23 protein-coding genes are annotated in these 22,196 nt (G+C 69.8%); 10 read left to right on the top strand and 13 right to left on the bottom strand.

Annotation, left to right across the window (positions count from 1 at the left end; genetic code table 11):
• Positions 1–155 precede the first annotated feature (155 nt).
• Positions 156–953, top strand: a complete 798-nt coding sequence (locus OEY_RS0116715) for a DUF5602 domain-containing protein (protein ID WP_010594990.1) — start codon at positions 156–158, stop codon at positions 951–953.
• Between the two features lie 15 nt (positions 954–968).
• Here the strand turns inward: OEY_RS0116715 and OEY_RS0116710 are convergent, their stop codons facing one another.
• The 4 genes from OEY_RS0116710 to OEY_RS0116695 are packed head-to-tail and all read right to left on the bottom strand — an operon-like array spanning position 969 to position 5,377.
• On the bottom strand, positions 969–1,595 hold the full coding sequence (locus OEY_RS0116710) for an acetoacetate decarboxylase family protein (protein ID WP_010594989.1): 627 nt from the start codon (positions 1,593–1,595) through the stop codon (positions 969–971).
• Positions 1,588–3,300 (bottom strand): FAD-dependent oxidoreductase, encoded by a 1,713-nt coding sequence (locus OEY_RS0116705; protein ID WP_010594988.1) that lies wholly within the window; start codon positions 3,298–3,300, stop codon positions 1,588–1,590. Before OEY_RS0116705 ends, OEY_RS0116710 begins: the two co-directional genes overlap by 8 nt.
• Positions 3,297–4,802: a flavin-containing monooxygenase gene (locus OEY_RS0116700; RefSeq protein WP_010594987.1), complete on the bottom strand. Its 1,506-nt coding sequence runs from the start codon at positions 4,800–4,802 to the stop codon at positions 3,297–3,299. Before OEY_RS0116700 ends, OEY_RS0116705 begins: the two co-directional genes overlap by 4 nt.
• The gene (locus tag OEY_RS0116695; RefSeq protein ID WP_017681203.1) at positions 4,799–5,377 is read right to left on the bottom strand and encodes a TetR/AcrR family transcriptional regulator; all 579 of its coding nucleotides are present in this window, start codon (positions 5,375–5,377) and stop codon (positions 4,799–4,801) included. Before OEY_RS0116695 ends, OEY_RS0116700 begins: the two co-directional genes overlap by 4 nt.
• Before the next feature lie 189 nt (positions 5,378–5,566).
• Here OEY_RS0116695 and OEY_RS0116690 point away from each other — a divergent pair, with 189 nt between their 5' ends.
• The 4 genes from OEY_RS0116690 (at position 5,567) to OEY_RS0116675 (ending at position 10,733) form a co-directional block, all read left to right on the top strand.
• Positions 5,567–6,733: an acyl-CoA dehydrogenase family protein gene (locus OEY_RS0116690; RefSeq protein ID WP_010594985.1), complete on the top strand. Its 1,167-nt coding sequence runs from the start codon at positions 5,567–5,569 to the stop codon at positions 6,731–6,733.
• Between the two features lie 49 nt (positions 6,734–6,782).
• Positions 6,783–8,306, top strand: coding sequence for an acyl-CoA synthetase (locus OEY_RS0116685; protein ID WP_010594984.1), 1,524 nt, complete (start codon positions 6,783–6,785; stop codon positions 8,304–8,306).
• Positions 8,307–8,331: 25 nt separating this feature from the next.
• The gene (locus OEY_RS0116680) at positions 8,332–9,672 is read left to right on the top strand and encodes an MFS transporter (protein ID WP_010594983.1); all 1,341 of its coding nucleotides are present in this window, start codon (positions 8,332–8,334) and stop codon (positions 9,670–9,672) included.
• Positions 9,673–9,887: 215 nt separating this feature from the next.
• Complete coding sequence (locus OEY_RS0116675; RefSeq protein WP_010594982.1) at positions 9,888–10,733, top strand: PhzF family phenazine biosynthesis protein; 846 nt, start codon at positions 9,888–9,890, stop codon at positions 10,731–10,733.
• 42 nt (positions 10,734–10,775) lie between these two features.
• On the opposite strand, the gene OEY_RS0116670 is transcribed toward OEY_RS0116675, so the two are convergent.
• The 3 genes from OEY_RS0116670 to OEY_RS0116660 are packed head-to-tail and all read right to left on the bottom strand — an operon-like array spanning position 10,776 to position 12,165.
• Complete coding sequence (locus tag OEY_RS0116670; RefSeq protein ID WP_010594981.1) at positions 10,776–11,117, bottom strand: DUF3703 domain-containing protein; 342 nt, start codon at positions 11,115–11,117, stop codon at positions 10,776–10,778.
• Positions 11,117–11,836: a cation diffusion facilitator family transporter gene (locus OEY_RS0116665; RefSeq protein WP_010594980.1), complete on the bottom strand. Its 720-nt coding sequence runs from the start codon at positions 11,834–11,836 to the stop codon at positions 11,117–11,119. The genes OEY_RS0116670 and OEY_RS0116665 overlap by 1 nt, the downstream gene beginning before the upstream one ends.
• Positions 11,836–12,165 carry an ArsR/SmtB family transcription factor gene (locus tag OEY_RS0116660; protein ID WP_010594979.1) on the bottom strand — a complete coding sequence of 110 codons (330 nt, stop codon included), beginning with the start codon at positions 12,163–12,165 and terminating at the stop codon, positions 11,836–11,838. The genes OEY_RS0116665 and OEY_RS0116660 overlap by 1 nt, the downstream gene beginning before the upstream one ends.
• 129 nt (positions 12,166–12,294) lie before the next feature.
• On the opposite strand from OEY_RS0116660, the gene OEY_RS0116655 reads away from it, so the two are divergent.
• From OEY_RS0116655 to OEY_RS0116645, 3 genes are all read left to right on the top strand, one after another.
• Positions 12,295–12,732, top strand: coding sequence for a hypothetical protein (locus OEY_RS0116655; RefSeq protein ID WP_010594978.1), 438 nt, complete (start codon positions 12,295–12,297; stop codon positions 12,730–12,732).
• 247 nt (positions 12,733–12,979) lie between these two features.
• The gene (otsB, locus tag OEY_RS0116650; RefSeq protein ID WP_010594977.1) at positions 12,980–13,792 is read left to right on the top strand and encodes a trehalose-phosphatase; all 813 of its coding nucleotides are present in this window, start codon (positions 12,980–12,982) and stop codon (positions 13,790–13,792) included.
• A 36-nt stretch (positions 13,793–13,828) separates the two neighbouring features.
• Positions 13,829–16,261, top strand: a complete 2,433-nt coding sequence (locus OEY_RS0116645) for a glycoside hydrolase family 65 protein (protein ID WP_010594976.1) — start codon at positions 13,829–13,831, stop codon at positions 16,259–16,261.
• An 84-nt stretch (positions 16,262–16,345) separates the two neighbouring features.
• On the opposite strand, the gene OEY_RS0116640 is transcribed toward OEY_RS0116645, so the two are convergent.
• Positions 16,346–16,855 carry an O-acetyl-ADP-ribose deacetylase gene (locus tag OEY_RS0116640; RefSeq protein WP_010594975.1) on the bottom strand — a complete coding sequence of 170 codons (510 nt, stop codon included), beginning with the start codon at positions 16,853–16,855 and terminating at the stop codon, positions 16,346–16,348.
• Complete coding sequence (locus tag OEY_RS0116635) at positions 16,852–17,850, bottom strand: ADP-ribosylglycohydrolase family protein (protein WP_029540077.1); 999 nt, start codon at positions 17,848–17,850, stop codon at positions 16,852–16,854. The genes OEY_RS0116640 and OEY_RS0116635 overlap by 4 nt, the downstream gene beginning before the upstream one ends.
• 67 nt (positions 17,851–17,917) lie before the next feature.
• On the opposite strand from OEY_RS0116635, the gene OEY_RS0116630 reads away from it, so the two are divergent.
• Positions 17,918–18,598, top strand: a complete 681-nt coding sequence (locus OEY_RS0116630) for an NUDIX hydrolase (RefSeq protein WP_010594973.1) — start codon at positions 17,918–17,920, stop codon at positions 18,596–18,598.
• Between the two features lie 13 nt (positions 18,599–18,611).
• Here OEY_RS0116630 and OEY_RS0116625 read toward each other — a convergent pair whose 3' ends face one another.
• From OEY_RS0116625 to OEY_RS0116615, 3 genes are all read right to left on the bottom strand, one after another.
• Positions 18,612–19,019 (bottom strand): hypothetical protein, encoded by a 408-nt coding sequence (locus OEY_RS0116625; protein ID WP_010594972.1) that lies wholly within the window; start codon positions 19,017–19,019, stop codon positions 18,612–18,614.
• A 91-nt stretch (positions 19,020–19,110) separates the two neighbouring features.
• The gene (locus tag OEY_RS0116620; protein WP_225223147.1) at positions 19,111–19,659 is read right to left on the bottom strand and encodes a GNAT family N-acetyltransferase; all 549 of its coding nucleotides are present in this window, start codon (positions 19,657–19,659) and stop codon (positions 19,111–19,113) included.
• 126 nt (positions 19,660–19,785) lie between these two features.
• Positions 19,786–21,027, bottom strand: a complete 1,242-nt coding sequence (locus OEY_RS0116615; protein ID WP_010594970.1) for an oxygenase MpaB family protein — start codon at positions 21,025–21,027, stop codon at positions 19,786–19,788.
• Positions 21,028–21,143: 116 nt separating this feature from the next.
• Between OEY_RS0116615 and OEY_RS0116610 the strand changes: the two genes are divergently transcribed.
• Positions 21,144–21,707 (top strand): TetR/AcrR family transcriptional regulator, encoded by a 564-nt coding sequence (locus tag OEY_RS0116610; protein WP_010594969.1) that lies wholly within the window; start codon positions 21,144–21,146, stop codon positions 21,705–21,707.
• 39 nt (positions 21,708–21,746) lie between these two features.
• Here the strand turns inward: OEY_RS0116610 and OEY_RS0116605 are convergent, their stop codons facing one another.
• On the bottom strand, positions 21,747–22,112 hold the full coding sequence (locus tag OEY_RS0116605) for an HNH endonuclease (RefSeq protein ID WP_010594968.1): 366 nt from the start codon (positions 22,110–22,112) through the stop codon (positions 21,747–21,749).
• Positions 22,113–22,196 lie beyond the last annotated feature (84 nt).

The raw sequence follows: 22,196 nt of genomic DNA, 5'->3' as shown, positions 1-22,196 counted from the left end.
CCCCCCCGCCCCCCGGCGGCGGAGCCGGTGAAGCAGCCGGAGGCCTATCAGCAGAGTGCGTACTACCCCACCACCTACTCGGTGAGCTTCGACGACCGGGAGCAGGAATACGTCGTCGAACTCGGTGGACTCACCATGCGAGAGGAGTCGTGACAGTGGTGCATCTTCGCACGTTCGCGGTGCTCGGAGTCGTCGGTGCGACGGCGACGGCGACAGCACTCGTCCTCGGCTCGGCGGCCGGAGCCCAGAGTTCCACGGCCCTCGACGGCCCGCCGCACCCGGTCGGCAACGGATCGGCCTACACGTACGTCACCGTCGGCCCCGACGGCACTCCCACCGCGATCGGCGTCCGCCTCGACGCGGCCGCACTCGACGGCCTCACGAGCGGTCTGCTGCCCACCACCGAGGCCTACGTCCTCGACGTGCCCGCCGGGGCGCCGGACACCGTCGTCGACCACGTCACGCTGGACTGGAACTCGCACGGCCACAATCCGGAGCACGGGTTCGACCAGCCGCACTTCGACGTGCACTTCTACCTCGTGGACACCGCGACGGTGGAATCGATCCACCCGTTCGTCCCCGGTTATCTCGAACGGGCCGCGAAGCTGCCAGACCCGAAGTATCTGCCGGAAGGCTACGCACCGTCGGACCCCCAGCCGATTCTCGGCACCGTCGCCAAGATGGGACTGCACTGGCTCGACACCACCGAGCCGCACGGGCACTTCACGGAAACGGTCCTGCAGGGTTCGTGGGACGGCCGGCACATCTTCATCGAGCCGATGATGACCAGGGACTGGCTCGCCTCCCGTCCCGACCTGCACGAGGACCTGCGCCAGCCGAGCGCGTACCAGCAGTCCGGCTACTACCCCACCACCTACTCCGTGACGTGGGACGACGCGGCCGGGCAGTACGTCGTCGAGCTCGGCGGGCTCACGATGCGCGAGGCGTCGTGAGCCCGGCGCCGCCCGTCAGCGCACCGTCCGGGCCGGCCCGATGCTCATCCGGCCCGAGGTGATCACGATGCCGTGGTGTGCCCCCGGCAGCAACCACTGCCCGAGCGTCGGGCCCTGCGCCTCGACGCGGACCCGCGCGTAGCGGAACCGCCCCCGCAGCCGCGCCGTGGCCCGGGCCTGACTGCCGTCCGGTTCGGGCTGGGCGAATGCCAGTCCGCCGACGATCGGCAGTTCGGGACCACGCGGGGACGCGTCGGTGTCCACCTTCCACGTGTGGCCCGTGGCCGAGAACCGGCCGGTGACGTCGCCGTCGAACGAGGCGAGCACCTTCGGCAGGTGCCAGTGCTCGCGGCCGCCGTGCACGGACGCCTCGGAGTCCACGGCGATGAACGGCACCGCCATCGCCGGGATCAGGACCGGGCGCAGGACGGGACTGGCGAGCACCTCACGGTAGGGACCGACGGGCGAGTCGAGATAGTCCACCACCATCGCGAGGGTGAACGGCAGGGTCCGGCCACCGGGGCCGAACTGCGCCGCCCCCGGCGCACTGCGATGCCACCACAGGGCGGCGCGCGCCTGCGCCGACCACGGGGGCGGCGCGGATGTCGGCCAGTCGGTGCGTTCGTCGGTGCTCTCAGGCACGCTCCACAACACGGGCGGCCTCCTCTCGTCGGACGGGATGGATCGGCAGGCGCAGCGCCCCGGGCGCGGAGTCCGGAACGCTGGGGCGCACCGGCTGCACGGCGGTGACCGGCACGTACCCGGAGCCGGAAGCCGGACGCGGGTCGGCCTCGCCCTTGTTGGGCCACAACGCCATCGCCCGCTCGGCCTGCGCCGTGATGGTGAGCGACGGGTTCACGCCCAGATTGGCACTGACGACGGATCCGTCCACGACATGCAGACCGTCGTGACCGTGGACGCGCAGGTAGGGGTCGACGACACCGGACTCGGGCGAATCCCCGATCACGCAGCCGCCGAGGAAGTGCGCGGTCATGGGAATGTCGACCAGGTCCGCGATCGATCCGCCCGCGTCGCCGTCGATCCTGTCGGCGACCCGCCGGATCGCCTCGTGACCCACCGGGATCCACTCCGGCGGCGCACCCGGTCCGCGGCGGCTCGTGAGCCGGCGCCCGAAGAACCCGCGCTTGCTCGTCAGTTCGAGCGAGTTGTCGTCGGTCTGCATGACCAGCGCGATCACGGTCCGCTCGGACCAGCGCCGCACCGACAGGCTGCGCAGGAACGCCGCCGGATTACGGGCCGCCACGGCGAAGAACTTCGCCAGCCGCGGTGTCCGGCCGCCACCGTCGACCAGCAGGGCCTGGAGGAGTCCGATAGCGTTGCTGCCCTTGCCGTATCGCACCGGTTCGATGTGGGTGTGGTCGTCCGGGTGGAAGGAGGCGGTGATCGCGATACCCCGGGAGTAGTCCACGCTGCGGTCCTGCGCCGTCGCGGCGAGCACCGCTTCGGAATTGGTGCGCACCACCGTGCCCAGCCGCGGCGACAACCGCGGCAGCGCACCGGTCTCGCGCATCGCGAGCAGCAGCCGCGACGTGCCGTAGGTGCCGGCGGCGAGCACCACCTGGTCGGCGGTGTACACGTCGTGGCGCTTGCGGATCCGGTTCGTGCTGCGGGTGCGGACCTCGTATCCGCCGCCGGCGCGCGGGCGGATCCCGGTGACGGTGGTGAGCGGGTGGATCGTCGCACCGGCCTGCTCCGCGAGGTACAGGTAGTTCTTCACCAGGGTGTTCTTCGCCCCCACCCGGCAACCGGTCATGCAGCCGCCGCACTCGGTGCAGCCGGTCCGGTCCGGGCCGGCGCCGCCGAAGAACGGGTCCGGGACCGTCTGCCCCGGCTCGCCGAAGAACACCCCGACCGGCGTGGTGGTGAACGTCTCCCCCACCCCCATCTCCTCGGCCACCGAACGCATCACGTCGTCCGCGGGGGTCGTCAGCGGATTCGGGCGCACCCCGAGCATCCGCGCCGCCTGCTCGTAGTACGGTCCGAGCTCGGCCTGCCAGTCGGTGATGTGCCCCCACTGCGGGTCCTGGAAGAAACGGGCGGGCGGCCGGTAGAGGGTGTTGGCATAGTTGAGCGATCCGCCGCCGACGCCTGCGCCCGCCATGACCAGGACGTCGGGCAGCAGATGGATGCGCTGCACGCCGTAGCAGCCCAGCGCCGGCGCCCACAGGTACTTGCGCAGCCGCCAGCTGGTCTTCGGGAGTTCGTCGTCGGCGAACCGCCGGCCGGCCTCGAGGATGCCGACGCGGTAGCCCTTCTCGGTCGCGCGCAGCGCGGCGACACTGCCGCCGAAGCCGGAGCCGACGACCAGTACGTCGTAATGGGTCATGCCGCAATCCTTTCGGCCGCGGGGCGGGCGAGGTAGTTCTCGGGGTCGAACTGCCGGGTCCGGGCGCGGTACCGCCAGGTGAACGTAGGCCACATCACCGAGTTACGGCCCTTGCGGTCGAGGTACCAGCTGTCGCAGCCGCCCGCGTTCCACACCGTGCCCGCGAGGGCTGGATCGAGTTCGGCGTTGTAGGTGCGCTGCGCGCCCGCGGTCACCTCGACGGCGGACAGACCCCGGGACCTCATGGCGCGCAATGCATCCGCGATGTAGGCGGCCTGCGACTCGAGCATGTACACGATCGAGCTGTGACCGAGGTTGGTGTTCGGCCCGTACATCAGGAAGAGGTTGGGGAAACCGTGGACCGCGATGCCCAGATAGGCGCTGGGGCTGCCGTTCCAGGTCTCGGCGAGGGTGCGGCCGTCGCCGCCTCGGATGTGCTGTGCCACCGGTGGTTCGGTGACGGTGAAGCCGGTACCGAAGATGACGGTGTCGACCTCGTACTCGTTGCCGGCTTCGTCGACGACCCCGTTCTCGGTGAGGGCGGTCAGCCCGGACGCCACGACGGTGACGTCGGGCCGGGTGATCGCCGGGAACCAGTCGTTGGACAGCAGGATCCGTTTGCACATGATCCGGAACTTCGGGGTGAGCTTCGCCCGCAGCTCCGGATCGGCGACCTGCCTGTCGAGCACCGACAGCGCCCGGCGCTCGAACAGCGGCACGAGCCACCGGCGTGCGAACGGGCGTGTCATCCCGACGACGTACGTCTCCTTCTGCCCGTAGACGGCCGCGCGAACGACCTTCTGTGCGAGCGGGAAACGCCGGTAGAGGGCCCGCACCGGACGCGCGATGGTGTGGTCGTGCTTGGGCATGACCCACGAGGCGGTGCGCTGGAACAGTGTCAGGTGCCCGACGGTGTCGACGATGGCGGGGACGAACTGGATCGCGGAGGCGCCGGTGCCGATCACGGCGACGCGCTTGCCGGTCAGGTCGTAGTCGTGGTCCCACTGCGCCGAATGGAACATCTTGCCGCGGAACGATTCCAGTCCCGGCACCTTCGGCAGGGTGGGGGTGGACAACGCGCCGGTCGCCGAGACGAGCACCTCGGCGGTGAGGTCACCACGCGACGTCGACACCATCCAGCGGGCGCTTTCGTCGTCCCATTGCGCGTCACGCAGTTCGCACCCGAACATCGTCCGGTCGGTGACGCCCTGCTCCTTCGCGACCCGGCGCAGGTAGGCGTAGATCTCCTCCTGGGTACCGTGAGCCTTCGACCAGTCCGGTTCGGGCGCGAAGGAGAACGAGTACAACGCGCTCGGCACGTCGCAGGCCGCACCCGGGTAGGTGTTCACGCGCCAGGTGCCGCCGACGTCGTCGCCTCGTTCGATCACGAGGACGTCGGCGCGCGGATCCTCGCGCAGGAGGGTGGCGGCCATGCCGATGCCCCCGAAGCCCGCCCCGACGACGAGCGTGTGTACGTGCGGCGGGAGGGTCTCGATGCTCACTTCATCACCAGTTCCTTCCAGACCGGGAGCAGCCGCTCCCGGATCTCACGATCCGATTCGGGGGTACGCATCAGGGCGGCGACGGCAAGTCCGCGAGCGAGTTCGATGCTCAGGTCGATCTCGTCGGGCCCCATCCGGTCACCCATGATCTCCAGGCAGCCGACCCGCAGCGCATCGGAGACCTTGCGCTCGAGGGGGATCACCGCCTCGTGCAGGGCGGGATCGGTCCGCGCGGCCACCCACAGCTCGAGCGCGGCATGGAACAGCGGCCCGCGGAACGCGTCGGTGAGGACGTCGAGGCCCCGCTCGGGGTCCGGGCTCGCCTCGAGAATCTCCGTCAGGCGCTTGTCCACGAGGTGTTCGACCGCGGCGACGACGAGTGATTCCTTGGTCGGGAAGTGATGCAGTTGCGCGCCCCGGGACACCCCGGCCCGCTTGGCGATCACCTGCGTGGTGGTGCGTGCGTAGCCGAGCTCGACGAGCGAGTCGACGGCCGCGTCGAGGAGTTTCGCCCGGGTCACGGCGGTGCGCTCGGCCTGCGTGCGCCCGGTGCCCGTGGATGTGGTTCGAGTCACAGAACGGACGGTAACAGTCAATGAACAAACAGTCCAGACTGCTTGCAAATAACCGGCGGGCCGGCGTCACTCCAGCTGGCGGGCGTAACCACCCAAAAGCAACTGGAATTAAACCGTTGACTATTTCAATCGTTATTGGTCTACTGTGATCTGCGCGACAAACGTCGCAGAAGGAGGACCGCCGTCTCCATGAGTGCCGTGTCGCTCGACCGCACCGTCTACGAATCCGACCACGACGCGTTCCGCGAAACCGCGCGACGCTTCGCCGAGCGCGACGTCGCACCGCACCTCGAGGAGTGGGCCGCCACGGGCCGCGTCGATCGTGAGCTGTACCGGCAGGCCGGCAAGCTCGGCCTGCTCGGGGTCGCCGTGCCGGAACGGTTCGGCGGCGGCGGCATCGACGACTTCCGGTTCGGGGCCGTGCTCATCGAGGAACTCGCCCGCGCCGGCGCCCAGGCCGTCACCATGGGGCTGTCGGGATTCAACGACCTGGTCGCGCCGTACTTCACGGCCCTCGGCACCGACGAGCAGAACCACCGCTGGCTCGCCCCGATGGTCGCCGGCGAGACGATCGGCGCGATCGCGATGACCGAGCCCGGCACCGGCAGCGACCTCGCCGCCGTCACCACCACGGCGATCCCCGACGGCGACCACTTCGTCCTGAACGGCAGCAAGATCTTCATCTCCAACGGCATCCTCGCCGACACGATCATCGTCGTCGCAAAGACCGATCCCGCCGCCGGGAAGAACGGGGTGAGCCTGCTCGTCGTCGAGGACGGCATGCCCGGCTTCACGAAGAACGGCCCGCTCGACAAGGTGGGCCTGTCCGCCCAGGACACCGCCGAGCTGGTGTTCGACGACGTCCGAGTGCCCCGGACCCACCTCCTCGGCGAGGAGAACAAGGGCTTCGGCTACCTACGGCACAACCTGCCGCAGGAGCGGCTGAGCATCGCGGTGACGTCCATGGCCCTGATGACCCGAACGTTCGAGACGGCGTTGCGCCACGCCACCGACCGCAGGGCGTTCGGGCAGCGCATCGCCGACTTCCAGGCCAACCGCTTCTACCTCGCCGAACTGGCCACCGAGATCGAGGTCGCCCAGGTGTTCGTGGACCGCTGCATCCTCGACGCTGCCCACGGACGCCTCGACGAGGTGACGGCGGCGATGGCGAAGTGGTGGGTCACCGAGCTGCATCTGAAGGTCGTGCACCGTGCCGTGCAACTGCACGGCGGCTACGGCTTCATGAAGGAGTACGACGTCGCCCGCGACTATCTGGACTCCCGGGCCGGGACGCTCTACGGCGGCACCACGGAAATCATGAAGGAGATCGTCGGCCGCAGGCTCACCCGGCCGTAGCCGCTTCGATCCAGAACATCCTGAAATTCCCAGGCATCGAGGAGATCCCGTGCTCAACCAAGGTACCGGTACGTGGCCGCGCCGACGCGCCCGGCAGGCCCCCGACGCGGTCGCGCTCGCCTTCCGCGGCACCGGCGTCACCTACCGCGAACTCGACGAGCGGGTCACCCGGCTCGCCCACGCCCTGCGCGCCCAGGGTGTCGGCCCCGGGGACCGCGTCGCGCTGCTGTCGGCGAACCACCCCGCCTATCTCGAAGTGCTGTTCGCCGCCGGTCTGCTCGGGGCGGTGTTCGTGCCGCTCAACGCCCGGCTGACCACCCCCGAGGTGGAGTACTGCCTGGCCGACTCCGGCAGCATCGTCCTGGTCCATTCCGCCGCCCTCACGGACGTCGCCGACGCCGCCGCGACCGCGGCCGGCACCACCCGGCGCGTGGTCCTCGACGGTGCGCCCGACGACCGGGCCGTCGGCTACGAGGAGATCGTCGCGGCCGATCCCACCGACCGCCTCGACCTCCCGGTCACGCACGAGGACCCGTGCTTCATCATGTACACCTCCGGCACGACGGGCCGGCCCAAGGGTGTCGTCCTCACCCACGGGAACGTGGTGTTCGCGGTGATGAACCCGATCGTCGACCTCGACTTCCTGTCCGACGAGGTGGCTCTCGTCGCCGCACCCCTGTTCCACACCGCCGCATTGAACTTCGTCGCCCTGCCCACCCTGCTCAAGGGCGGCACCGTGCTCATCGAGGAAGGCTTCGAGCCGGGCCGCATCCTCCACCTGATCGAAACCGAAAGAGTCACCTACTCGTTCGGGGTGCCCACGATGCTCGACGCGATGAGCGCCCACCCGAACTGGGACCGCACCGACCTGAGTTCGATCCGACGCTGGATCGTGGCGGCCGCACCGGTTCCGCCGCGGACCCTGCAGACCTACACCGCCCGCGGCGTCCGCCTCTGCCAGGGATACGGGCTGACCGAGACCGGTCCGGGCGCGCTGATCCTCACCCCCAAGGACGCCGAGCGCAAGCTCGGCACCGCGGGCGCGCCGCACTTCTTCACCGACGTGCGTGTCGTCGACCCCGACGGCACCGAGGCCGCCCCCGGCGAACGCGGCGAGATCCAGATCTCCGGCCCGAACGTGATGCAGCGCTACTGGAATCGACCCGACGCCACCGCCGACGCGTTCACCGGCGACGGCTGGTTCCGCTCCGGCGACGTGGGGGTTCCCGACGAGGACGGCTTCGTCACGATCGTCGACCGGCTCAAGGACATGATCATCTCGGGGGGCGAGAACATCTACCCCGCCGAGGTGGAGGCCGCCATCCTCGACCTGCCCGGCGTGCTCGGCTGCGCCGTCTTCGGTGTGCCCGACGAGAAATGGGGCGAGGTCGGCCGGGCCGCGGTCACCCTCGCCGACGGCGTCACCCTCACCGAGGAAGAGCTGTTCGCCTTCCTCGGCGAGCGTCTCGCCAAGTACAAGATCCCCAAATCCCTCCTCGTTCTCGACGAGATCCCCCGCAACGCCACCGGAAAGGTCCGCAAGGACACGTTGCGCGAGCAGTACGCCCACTGACCCGACTGTCACTGCAGGAGCTCACATGACCGTCACCGCATTCGCGGACATCACTGCGGCCCAGAGGAAGAAGGAAGTTCGACGCGTCGTGCTGTCGAGCTATCTGGGCAGCACGATCGAGTTCTACGACTTTCTGCTCTACGCGACCGCGGCGGCGATCGTCTTCGCCCCCGTGTTCTTCTCGGACCTGTCCCCGCTCGCCGGAACCATCGCGTCGATGGGTACGTTCGCCGCCGGCTACCTGGCCCGTCCCTTCGGCGGCATCGTCTTCGGGCACTTCGGCGACCGGTACGGCCGCAAGTCGATGCTGCTGATCTCGATGACGGTGATGGGCGTGGCGTCGTTCCTCATCGGCCTCGTCCCGCCGGCGTCGGCGATCGGGTCCTGGGCCGCAATCATTCTCGTGCTGCTGCGCGTGTGCCAGGGCATCGCCGTCGGCGGCGAGTGGGGCGGGGCGGCGCTCATGTCCCTCGAGCACGTCGGCGGGCGGGGACGCGGCTTCGCCGCGGCGTTCACCAACGCCGGGGCACCCACCGGTTCGCTGCTCGGCACCCTCGCCCTGGCGCTGGTGGCGCTGCTGCCCGAGGACGACTTCCTGTCGTGGGGCTGGCGCATCCCGTTCCTGCTGTCCGCGGTGATGCTGGCCGTCGGCCTGTTCGTCCGGGCCCGGGTTTCCGAGAGCCCGCTGTTCCGGGAGGCGATGGCCAAGCAGGTCGAGGTCGATGCCGCCGCCGTGGACCGGCCCACCCCGCCGATCCTGAGCATCCTGCGCCGGCCGCGAAGTCTGCTGCTCGTCGCCCTGGGCTGCATGGCCAGCTTCGGGATCCAGACCATGTTCACCACCTTCGCCATCGGGTACGCATCCCACTCCGGGGTGACCCGATCGCAGGCGCTGATGGCGTTCGCCGTCTGCCAGTTCGTCGCGATCTTCACCCTGCTCGGATTCGCCCGCCTCTCCGACCGCGTGGGCCGGCGCCCGGTGATGCTCTTCGGCCTCGGCGCGTTCGTCGTGCTGATCGTGCCGATCCTGGCGCTGCTCTCGTCCGGCAACGTCGCGCTGGTGACGCTCGGGTTCGTGCTCGGCTTCGGCGTCTGCCAGTCCGCGACGTACGGTCCGATGGCCGCTTACATCGCCGAGCAGTTCGGCACCGCGGCCCGGTACACCGGCGCCTCGCTCGGCTACCAGGGCGCGACACTGCTCGGCGCGGGCTTCACGCCGGTGATCCTCGCGTCGCTGCAGGCGGCCGCCGGCGGCGGCACCGGACTGGTCGCGGCGTTCATGATCGGTCTGGCAGTCCTGAGCGCGGTGTTCATCCTCCTGGCGAAGGAGAGCAAGGACCGCGATCTGAGCACCTACGAGCACTGATACGCGAACCCCGAGGGCGCGCAGGGAAATCCCTGCGCGCCCTCGGGGTTTCCGACTCCGGTCAGCGCCGCACCGGCCGGTGCTCCGGATACGCCCGCGCCGAGGTCTCCACCGCCGTGGGGAACGGCTCGAACGCCGCCTCGAGCGGCCGGATATTCGGGTGCGTACCGCCGGCTCCGCGACCACAATGGGACGGCAACGACGAAGGAGACGAAATGGTGCAGCCACGGTCCCGGGAGTTTGCGCAGGTAGACGTGTTCGCCGCCGAACCGTATCGGGGAAACCCCGTCGCGGTGGTTCTCGACGGCGCCGGCCTCCCGGACGAGGCGATGGCGCAGTTCGCGGCGTGGACGAACCTGTCCGAGACCACGTTCGTCCTTCCCCCGACGACCGCCGGGGCCGACTACCGGCTCCGCATCTTCACTCCGGCCGCGGAGATCCCGTTCGCCGGTCACCCCACCCTCGGCTCGGCGCAGGCGTGGCTCGAGGCCGGCGGGGTGCCGAACAGCCCGGGTCTGCTCGTCCAAGAGTGCGGAGCCGGACTCGTCGCACTGCGCCGCGGCGACGAGTCCCTGGCATTCCGGGCTCCCGAACCGGTCCGTCGCGGCGACCTCGACGACGAGCACCTGGCCCGGATCGCGCGGGGGCTCGGGATCGACCGTGCGCGAATCGTGGCGCACAACTGGGTCGACAACGGACCCGGCTGGGCCGCGGTCCTGCTCGGGTCCGCGCAGGAGGTGCTCGACCTCGAACCCGACGACCAGCACATGCGCGATCTCATCCTCGGCGTCGTCGGTCCCTACCCGCCGGGATCGCCGCTGCAGTTCGAGGTGCGCGCCTTCGCGGCGCCCGTGGGCGTCAGGGAAGACCCGGTGACGGGCAGCCTCAACGCCGGCCTGGCCCAGTGGCTGATCGGTGCCGGCCTCGCGCCGGCCGACTACCGGGCGAGTCAGGGCACTCGCGTCGGCCGCCGCGGCATCGTGACCGTGCATTCGTCCGGCGACGAGGTGTGGATCGGAGGACGCAGCACGACGTGCATCCGGGGCGCCGTGCACCTGTAGGGCACCGGTCTCGGGACGGGGTCTCCCGTCGTCTCCGTGCGACTACGCCGACAGCGCTCGGGCCAGATCGTCGGGGACCGGCATCGGCGTGGTCAGTCCGGCGGCGACCCGTCCGATGTTGCCTTCGGGATACCGGCCGGTCATCGAACCGGGGGCAGCCACGAGGATCCGCACGACCTGCCCGAAAGCCTCGCGGCGGTCACGGCAGCGCAGGGCCAGGGCGAGCATCGCGGCGTGGTTGCAGGTGTGCAGCCACGGGTCCGGCTGCGAGAGGATGTGTGCGCGTTCGAGATGGCGCCACCGCTGTTGCGGGTCGACGGCGGTTCTCGACGCCGTCATCTCCTGTCGGTAGAGGGCTCGGGCAGTGGCACCGATACGAGGCATCATCGATCCTTCGGTTCAGGAGGGGTTCGGCAACAATCGCATTCGGATCCGCAGCAGCATTCCGGCGCGTCATCGGTCACCACTGCGGGTACTGGACAGCAGGTTCGGCCCCTCCAGGCTTCGAGTCCTTCCCGCACCGCGAAGACCGCAATGACGAGTGCCGCGACCGGATCGGCCCACGACAGACCGAATGCGCTGTTGAGTACCAGCCCGATCAGCAGCACGGCCGAGAGGTACGTGCACAGCAGCGTCTGCTTCGAATCGGCCACGGCGGAGGCGGATCCGAGTTCGCGCCCGGTACGCCGCTGAGCCCAGGACAACACGGGCATGATCACCAGGCTCGCCGCGGCCAGCGCGATCCCGACCGGCGAGTGCCGGGCTTCGCCGATCCCGAGCAGCGATCGGATCGAGTCGACGCCGACATACAGGGCGAGCCCGAAGAACGAGAACGCGATGATCCGCAGCGTGGCCTTCTCGCGGGCTTCCGGATCTCGGCCGGCGAACTGCCAGGCCACCGCGGCGGCGGAGGACACCTCGATCAGCGAATCGAGCCCGAACCCGATCAGCGCCGTCGACGACGCCCGCGCGCCCTCGGTCAATGCGACGCTCGCTTCGACGATGTTGTACGCGATCGTCGCGGTCACCAGCAGCCGGATCCGTTTCGTGAGCACGGCCCTGCGCGGCGCCGACGGCGCGGGGGCGTGTGGCCGCGCGGACATCAGCAGCAGTCCTCGGCCGCGGCGGCGGGACAACACGAGGGGTCCACCGTCAGGACCAGGTCGAGCAGGTCGTCGAGTGCGTGCCCGATCCGGCGATCGGCGAGTTCGTAACGATTGCGCCGGCCTTCGGGCACCGCGACGACGAGACCGCACCCACGCAGGCACGCCAGGTGGTTCGAGAGGATCTGCCGGCTGACGCCGATCGCCTCGGCCAGTTCCGAGGGATAACCCGGGCCACGCCGCAGGGTCAGCAGAATCCGTGTCCGGGTCGGATCCGAGAGGGCATGACCGAACCGGGACAGCGCGTCGTGATGCTCCACCGTCTCCACGACCTCGAATGTACATCGAATCCTGTATTCAGGAAATGATGTATCGAATCGCCGTCCGCGAGGCAGTACCGACCGGCGCGCCGCCGCTAGACTCGGCGGCCACATGCCGACCGCAGCCGAGGACGGGTGATGGACACTCTCGCGCGTTACGTCGAACTGTTCGTGCCGATGCTCTGGCTCGGAATGGTGCTCGCGATCTCCTTCCTGGAGGCGCCTTTGAAGTTCCGGGCGCCGGGGATCACCATCCCGCTCGGACTCGGCATCGGGCGCCTGGTGTTCCGGGCCCTGAACACGGTCGAGGTCGTTCTCGCCGTCGCGCTGATCGTCGCGTGCCTGATCCTCTCGCCGGGCACGACGGGCTGGGTGCTGCTGCTGGTGACCGTGGCCGTGCTGGCGGGGCAGGGGGGGGGGGGGCCCCCCCCGCCGTTGACACGCCGGTCGAACCGCGTCCTCGCCGGCGAGGACGTGCCCCGCTCGAACGCGCACTACGCGTACGTGGCACTCGAGATCGCCAAGGTCGCCTTGTTGATCGCGCTCGCGATCGTGCTCGCCGGCGCCATCGTCTGATCCCGGCGGACGATCGCGCCCCACGGGGCCGTCACGTCGTATGCCCGCCTTGCCTCCGGCACGGCCCTACAGTAGGAATCGAGGAGCTCATCGCCGTCGACGCTGCCGGCGTCACGGAGCCGAACACGAGGGGGCGTACCGATGCCTGTGACAGCCACTGTTCACCGGCCGGTGCGCGCGGCGAGTCTGCGGTCGCGTCGCCCTCGTCCCACCGAGGCGCCGCGAGGGCGCAGGAGGTAATCCCACAATGGCGGACACTTCGGTTCGCGACCTGCCCCCCGCGCTCGGGAACGAGGACCTGGCGCGGCTGCTGGACGGACGCCGGCCGGCGGTGTTCCTCGACTACGACGGAGTACTCACCCCGATCGTGTCGCGACCCGAGGACGCTGTGATCTCGGACGGTATGCGTACCGTCGTCCGAGATCTCGCAGCACGGTGCCCGGTCTGCGTCGTGACCGGCCGGGACCGGGCGGTGGTGCAGCAGCTGATGGGCGTCGACGACCTCGTGGTGGCCGGCAGCCACGGCTTCGACATCTGGACTCCGCAGCGCGGCTCCGTCTCCGACGACCGCGTGGCCCGGTTCGCGGACCTCGTCGCCGCGGTGACCGAGCGGCTCCGCGCCGAGATCGGGACGATCCCGGGTGCGCTGGTGGAGCCGAAACGCGCGTCGGTCGCAGTGCACTACCGGCTCGTCGACCCCGCGGACCGGAATCGGATCGAGGCGGTCGTGCAGACCCTGCTCACCGAGCATCACGGCGAACTGAAGGTCACCCCGGGAAAGATGGTGTACGAGCTCGCGCCCGCCATCGACTGGGACAAGGGCCGGGCCGTGCTGTACCTCGTGGACGTTCTCGGTCTCGACTCGGCCGACACGGTACCGGTGTACCTGGGCGACGACATCACCGACGAGGACGCCTTCCGGGCGTTGCGCGGGCGGGGGATCGGCATCCTCGTGGGCCGGCCGGACGATCCGGAGATGGCGGGCCGGACCACGGCCGCCGAATTCGCACTCGCCTCCGTCGACGAGGTGGAGCGCTTCTTGACCACACTGGCGCGGTGATCGGGGGCCACGCCCAGGGACATCCAGGGGGACGTCGTGCAGGACCCGAAGTTCGAACTCGACTACGACCGGTTCGACAGCGCGTCGGAGGGACTGCGAGAGGCGCTGACCTCCACCGGCAACGGCTACTTCTGCACGCGCGGCACCGCCGAGTGGGAGGACATGAGTCCCATCCACTACCCCGGCACGTACGTGCACGGGATCTACAACCGCGAGACCACCATCATGGGCGGCCGCCCGGTGCTGAACGAGGATCTGGTCAACGTCTCGAACTGGCTGGTCCTCAAGCTTCGCATCGAAGGCGGGGACGCCGTACGGCTCGACGACGTCGACGTGCTGTCCTACCGGCACACCTACGACATCCGGCTCGCCACGGTGAAGCGCGAGGTGCGATTCCGGGACCGGTTCGGGCGGGAGACCACCCTGCGGAGCCGTCGCTTCGTGAGCATGGCCCAGAGCCATCAGGCCGGGATCGAATGGACGCTGGTCCCGGAGAACTGGTCCGGGACGGTGGAGGTGGTCTCGGCACTGGACGGCCGCGTCACGAACCAGATCGTCGCCCGCTACCGGCAGCTCGAGGGCCGCCATCTGGATCCGGTATCCCCGCGTACCTTCGGCAACGAGACCATCGCGCTGCGCGTGCAGACCCGCCAGTCCGACATCTACATCGCCGAGGCCGCCCGTACCCGGGTCTTCCGCGGGGAGGGCTACGACGGCGGACCGCTCGAGGTCGACCGCTCGCTGTACCAGATGGAGGACTACATCCAGCAGGTGCTCTCCTTCGACGTCGAGCAGGGCCGGCCGACGCGCGTGGAGAAGATGGTGTCGCTGTTCACCTCCCGGGACAATGCGATCACCGAGGCGCTGGCCGCGTCCGGCCGGCACGTGCTGCGGTACCCGGACTTCGCCCCCGCGTATGCCGAGCACGAAGCGGCATGGGACGAACTGTGGGACATCTGCGACGTCCGGCTGCCCAGCGAACCGCGTGCCGACCTCCTGCTGCGGCTCCATGTCGCGCACGTGCTGCAGGTCTGTTCCCGGCACACGGCGCGGCACGACGTCGGCGTGCCGGCACGTGGACTCAACGGAGAGGCGTACCGGGGGCACGTGTTCTGGGACGAGATGTACATCCAGCCCTTCCTGAACCTGCGGATGCCGGAGGTGACCCGGAGCCTGCTGCTCTACCGGTACCGCCGGCTGTCCGAAGCCCAGGCCGCGGCCGAGGAGGCCGGGTACCGCGGCGCGATGTTCCCCTGGCAGAGCGGCAGCGACGGCACCGAGGAGACCCAGGCAGTCCATCTCAATCCCCTTTCCGGGCAGTGGGATCCAGACCTCAGCCGGAATCAGCGGCACGTCAACGCGGCGATCTTCTACAACGTGTGGCGCTTCCTGCAGGCGACCGACGACACGGAGTTCCTGGCCGACTACGGCGCCGAGCTCATGCTCGAGATCGCCCGGTTCTGGGCGTCGGTGGCCCACTACAACTCCGAGCGCGAACGCTACGAGATCCACGGTGTGATGGGGCCGGACGAGTTCCATGAACGCCACCCCGGCGCGGCCGAGGCCGGTTTGCGCAACAACGCCTACACCAATGTCATGGTGGCCTGGATCATGGCGACGGTTCCGGCGGTGCTCGGCTCGCTCTCGTCCAGCCGGCGCGGCGCCCTGCTCGCCCAGCTCGCGGTCACCGACGAGGAGCTGCGCACATGGGACGACATGAGCCGGCGGATGTTCGTGCCCTTCCACGAGGGCGTCGTCAGCCAGTTCGAGGGTTACGACGAACTCGAGGAACTCGACTGGGAGCACTACCGCGCCGCATATCCCGACATCCAGCGGCTCGATCGCATCCTCCGGGCGGAGGGCGAGGATCCGAACCGGTTCAAGATGGCCAAGCAGGCCGACACGGTGATGTTGTTCTTCCTGCTCGACGACGACGAACTGCACACGACGTTCGAGCGGCTGGGCTATCCGTACGACCGGGAGCTGGCCCGGCGCACCATCGAGTACTACGACCAGCGGACCTCACACGGGTCGACGCTCAGCCACGTCACCTTCGCCGGAGTGCTCGCCGACATCCATCCGCCCAGCTCGTGGGAACGCTTCATGCTGGCACTCGAGAGCGACGTCAGCGACATCCAAGGTGGAACCACCAAGGAGGGCATCCACATGGGCGTCATGTCCGGCACGCTCGACCTGCTGCAGAGCAGCTTCGTCGGCGCCCGGGTCTACGACGGTGTGCTGCTGTTCCGGCCCCGCCTCGTGGACCGGCTCGACGGCGTGTCCTTCTCGATCCGGTTCCGGGGCACCCCGCTACGGGTACGCATCGTGGGTGGCGAACTGACGGTGCTGGCCCAGTCCGAGGGGTTCCACGGACCCGTCCGGGTGGGTCTCGACGGTCAGGTCTGCGAACTCGGCGCCGGGGAGAGTTGTGTGTTCACCCTGCCCACCCAGGAACCGTCGATGCCCTGAGCACCGCCCAACCGTTGTGGCCGAATGTCACATGCGGTCGATCCAACCGACCGAATGTGACATTCGGTCACCGGCGCCGGCGTCCTACGGCAACGAGCGGCGCATCAGTTCGGCGACGCTCCGGTCGTACGCGACGAGCGTGACGATCTCGACGGCGGTGCGGGCGGAGGTCAGCGCGGTGACCGCCTGCCGGATCGCGTCCTCCCTCGGCCAGCCGTAGGCACCGGCGGAGATGAGCGGGAACGCGACGGTGCGGGCGCCGAGGGTGTCGGCGACGGCGAGACTGCGGGTGTAGGCCGACCGCAGCAGGTGCGAGCGGTCCTCGTGGGGCGAGTAGAGCGGTCCGACGGTGTGGATCACCCAGCGCGCCGGGAGTTTTCCGGCAGTGGTGGCCACCGCCGCACCGACGTCCAGACCGTTGGGCAGGGTCGTCGCGCGCAGGGCCTTGCAGGCGGCGAGGATCTCCGGACCGCCGGCGTGGTGGATGGCGCCGTCGACGCCGCCGCCGCCGAGGAGGGAGGACTTGGCGGCGTTGACGATCGCGTCGACGCGCTGGGCGGTGATGTCGCCGTGGACGACGTCGATGAGGGTCACGACTGCTCCTGGAACGTGGTGGGACGAGCGGGGACGGCGACGGGACGACCGTATCCCTTGCGGGCGGCCGCCGTGGCCAGGCGGGTCAGGTCGTGCGCGGTGTACCCGGGCCAGCCGTGCAGGATGCGCCGCCAACGATCCGGGACCGCCGAGGCGCCCCAGCGAGCGCCGAGCAGTCCGCCCGCGATGGCGGCGGTCGTGTCGGTGTCACCGCCGGCGCGGACCGCGGCCTCGAGGGCACGCTGCAGGTGCCCGGCGTCGGAATCGTCGGTCGTGCTGATCGCCCACCACGCGGTCTGCAGCGCGTGGACGGTCCATCCGTTGTTCGCGAAGTCGTCGGGCGAGCCGCGCTCGGCCCGATCGAGCAACGGGCCCCAGTACTCGGCGACGTCGGCGGGGCAGACCTGCAGGTATCCGCGGACACCGTCGAAGGTGCCGTGCAGGACGGCGTGGCGGATCGCGTACGTCCACAGCCGGCAGGCCTGGACCACCCGGGGGTCGTCGTGGGTCAGCCGGGCCACCTCCCCCGCGGCGACGAGCGCGACGTCCGTCCCGCCCGCGCCGAGACAGGACAATGCGACGGGGGCGGTGCGCATGAGAGCGCCGTTGCCGCCCTTGCGGCCGGGAAGGGCGCGGGCGCGGGCCTGCATCGCGGCGCCGCCGGCGGGACGATGCGAGAGCACCGCGCGGGTCTGGTTGCCGATGTCCTTCGGGTCCGAGTCGAACCAGCGCACGAACTGCGCGGCCAACGCGTCGAGACCGGCGGCGCTGCCGAGGTCGACGCCCGTGGCCGCGACCTCGGCGACGGCGACGGTCATCGCGGTGTCGTCGGTCCACTCCCCCGGTTCCCACCCGAACACGCCGCCGCCGACCATGCCGATCTCAGCGTCCGCCGCGGGGTGAGTGAATTCGTAGCCGGCGCCGAGGGCGTCCCCGGCCGCCGTCGCCACCAGCACCCCCACCGCTCGGTCGCACTGTCGTGTCGTCAATGCCATCGCTCGTCCCACCCTTCGATCAAATCTGCGCTATCAGCTTAGATCATGTCCGAGCTAAGCTGCAAGAGTGAACGAGTGGAGGGACGAGACCGGCCGGACGCTGGGCGACTATCCGCACCCGTCGGCGGCGGTGGACGTCGCCGTGCTGACCTACTGCGACGGCGAACTCCGGGTGCTGGCCGTCGAGCACGGCCACGGCCCCCTGGCCCTGCCCGGCACGTTCCTCCGCGAACGCGAACGGCTCGCCGACGCCGCCCGGCGCGTGCTGCGCGACAAGACGAACCTCGCCGGCATCCGATTCCACCAGATCGGCGCGTTCGACGCCCCCGACCGGGATCCGCGCGGATGGGTGATCTCGATCGCCCATGCCGCGGCGGTCCCCCACGAGGATCTCCCGCCCCGCGCCCTCCTCGTGGTGGTGCGTGACGGAAAGGCCGACCAGCCGCTGGCTTTCGATCATGCCGAGATGGTGGCGGCGGCCGTGGCGGATCTGCGGGCGCGCTACGCACAGCGTGTCGATCCGGACGGGCTGCTCGGCGACGAGTTCACCGTCCTCGAGCTGCGGCGGCTGTACGAGGTGGTGTTCGGTCTTCCACTGCAGAAGGACTCGTTCCGCCGCCACGTCGTCGACGCTCTCGACAGCACCGGGCGCATGTCGAGTCCGGGTACCGGCCGGCCGGCGGAACTGTTCCGCCGCAAGGACGGCGCCCGGTTGCCGGCTCAGGCGGCGGTGTTGTTCACCGGCTGAGGCGGCCGCGGGGTCACAGGATCGGATAGACGAAGTGCCCGGGCCCGCCGCCCGGCAGACTCGAACCGGTGACGTTCGGCAGGTTGGCCGGCAGCCGGATCAGCTTGTGCGGCTGCCCGTTCTGATCGGCCTGCCAACAGTCGGTGGTCACGCCGTGGAAGCCGACGCAGACGATCCGGGTGCCGGTGCCGAACGGTGACGTGAGCCGATTCCGGTTCACCAGCGGATTCCAGTAGTCCAGGTCCGCAGGAGTCAGGAAGTCCTTGGTCTCGTACGGCATCATCGGTGTCGGATAGGACGGAATCTCGGGCCACTGGTCCTGCGCCGACGCCGGGCCGGATGCGCCGAAGACTGCGGCGGCCGCCAGCAGCAGCGTCGCTCCCGCTCGCCGGGCACGGCGGCCGATACGGTTGCTCGTCATCTCGCCTCCTCGCGGTACTCGTCCCGACCATCGAAGCACGTGGTGCCCGCCGGCAGCGGGCACCACGCGGAGACGGAAGATTCGGAACCGGTCAGCCGAGCCGCTTGTGGTACACGACGACGTCGCACGGAACGGCGAGCAGCGGAACCAGTTCGGGGTACATGACCTCGGGGTCCTCCGTCCGCACCGGCACGTATCCCATTCGCGGATACCACTGCGACAGGAACACCTTCGACGGGTGCTCGAAGTCTTTGGGCTGGATGATCTCGAGCTGCATGATCTCGTTCCCGAGCCGCGCCGCGTGGGATTCGGCGAACCGCACCAGGGCACGGCCGATGCCTGCACCCCGCACCTCCGGGTCGGCAGCGAGCATCCCGAACTCGGCGGTGCGGGCATCGAGTTGCACCACCTTCACGCAGCCCACGATCCGGTCGCCGAGCGAGGCGACGAAGAGCTGACCGGCACCGGCAAGTTCGGCGATCTCGGTCGCCGAGGTCCGGGTGGCCCCCTCCGGCCACATGCCGTCCTCGGCAACGGCATAGACGGCATTGACGAGGTCGGCGACCACCTTGGCGGTGTCGTCACTGCCGTCGGCCGGGCGCACCAGCGGCCCGATACTCAGTTCCCCAGAGTCCGTCAACGTCTTTCACCCAATTTTCTCGACGACCGCGGCCCGCAACCGCGGAGGGACCGGCGGTCCGGCTTGCCGGAACAAGCCTAGCCGACCGCGACGACGCGACCGTTCCGGCTTCCGAGGGGCGGACGCTCAGCCGGGCAGCGCGCCGACGGCCGGCCTCGACGCCCCGAACTTCGAGGCGAGTTCGCGCCGGGCGGCCCGGTCGCCGGCCCGCTCGAGGAACCGCCTGCCGGTGCGTGTGCGGGCCACCACCGTGGAGGCGACGACGTTCTTGACCAGCACCGGAGGAACGGCCCAGGCCGAGGTGACGGGCAGATCCAGCTCCCGCAGGCTCTGCGTGCCGAGGAAGTACCGAAGCATACTCAGCAGGCGCTGCCGCTCGTACCGGCCGCGCACGTCCCCGAACCTGCCGTGGTCGAGGGTCCGCTGGCCCTCCACGAGGGCCCCGGACAACGCGGCACCCGCGGGCGTGACGTCGTTCTGCACCAGCAGCACGTGGTAGTTGAACACGTGCTGCTCGCGTTCGGTGTCGAACAGCCAGTCCTCGTCGATTCCCATGAGCCATCCGACGTACTTCCACAGGTGCATCACCGCCCGGGACTCCTCACGGGTGACGAAGTACCCCAGTGCCCGCATGCCGAGCAACAGCGTGCCGTTGAACAACCCGAGAGTTGCCGCCTGGTCGGTCTGGTTGATCGGCAGACCCCAGCGCTCGACGTCCCATCGGCCGTTGGTCTCGAACTGGTGGTTGATCAGCGCATGCATCGCGCGCACGTGCACGGTGAGCTTGAATCCCTCACCGTTCCTGCGCATCCCGCCCGGCTCGCCGACCGCGGTTCCCCATTTCTGCGTTTCGCCGAGGCGCCGCATTGCGGTCGAGCCGGTCAGGCCCCCGGTCTCGACGAGCAGATCCGGCGGCCCGCCGAACCGATAGCCACCGATGAGCGACAACTGGAGCAGCACGTCGATGCGGCTGCGGCCCATCCTGCGAAAGGCCCGGGCGCCCTTCTCCAGCAGGTCGAAGTCCACCCACTCCGGGACGTCGTCGACCACGGCGAAGAACCGTCGCAGCGCCTCCGGGGCCTCCGGCACCGCGTCGATGCCGTGCTCGAGCGCCCGATGGAACTGCGCCATGCTCACCCGTTCGGCGTCCGTCCGGGGGCGGCGCATCGCGCGCACCAGATCGGCGCCCACCTCGTCCCGGGCGAACATCCGGCGGCCGATCCGATCGAGCAGTTCCTCGTCGACGGCGCCGATCCGCGCGTAGGCGCGCAGCGGGCGTCCGATGCGCTGGTTCCTGGGCCGGATGCCCGCGTACCGGCGCGGGTAACGGGCCGCCTGCGCGTCCTGTCGAATCTCGTGTGCCACCATGAGCCGATGCTGACACGAGCAAATACTCGCGTTCAATTCGCGTCCGGGGGGCGCCGATGAGGCCGGCGGAGCAGAGCCGGCTGCGCCGGGTGCCACGGCAACGCCGCTCCCAGGCGATGGTCGAGCGCATCGTGACCGCCGGCCGGGAGGTCCTGCTCACCCACGGATACGAGGGCGCCTCCACCAACCGGATCGCCGCCGCCGCCGGTATCAGCCCCGGCTCGCTGTACCAGTACTTCCCCGGCAAGGACGCCATCGTGGCCGAAGTCGTCGACCGGTGGACCGAGGAGGTTCAGGCTCGCATTTCGCACGTGTTCACCGATGCGCTCGACGCCCCCACCTGGACCGAATCGGTGCGGACCAACATGCGCGTACTCCTCGAGGCACTCGGCGAGAACCCCCGGCTGCTGCGCGTGCTCGTCGAGCAACTCCCCCGCACGCCGGACAGCCGGCTGGTCGCGTTCGAGCACCGCATCGACGCGCTGCTGGCCATGTGGCTGCGCTTCAATCCCGGCCGGCGCCGGATCGAGCATCCCGACGCCATCGCGTGGATGCTCGTCCGCACCGTCGAGAACGTCGCGGTCGGTTACGTGCTCGATCAGCCACCGATCGAGCCGGAGGTGGTCGCGGACCAGCTGACGGCCATGATCACCGCCTATCTCAAGGAGATTCTGGACTGAGCGCCGCCCGTATCCTTCCCGACGATCTGTCCGCACGCCTCAGCAGTTGCTCCGGCAGCGTCGCAGCTGGCCGGCCAGGTATCGCCGGGCGCGGCGATGCCCACCCGCGCTGGCGAGTTCGAGGTCCAGCGCGTTCAGGAGCGTCGCGAGCAGGCTCGCCTGCGGGGCCCAGCCGCGCCGGTTCCGGCACTCGGCGAGCCACTCGACCGGACCCCGGTGACCGCGGTCGGCGTTGCACCGCCGGCACGCGGCGGCCTCGTTGGCCGCGATGCTGGGACCGCCCTTGACTCGTGGCACGAGATGTTCGGTGGTCGGCGGAATCAACGGTCCGAACCGTCGGCCACACCACAGGCAGCAATCGTCCTGTCGTTCGACGGCGAGCGTGAGTCTGGCGGCGCGGTCCACCTGTCGATCGTGACCGAGTCGCTCCCCGAGCGCCAGTGCCCCCGCGGACCACGATGCAGGGCGAGCGTTGTCGTCCCGTTCGCT

Source organism: Rhodococcus sp. P14, assembly GCF_000256505.1.
Taxonomy (GTDB): Bacteria; Actinomycetota; Actinomycetes; order Mycobacteriales; family Mycobacteriaceae; genus Rhodococcus; species Rhodococcus ruber.
The sequence above is the reverse complement of the archived record's forward strand: the minus strand, read 5'-3'. Positions and strand labels throughout refer to the sequence as shown.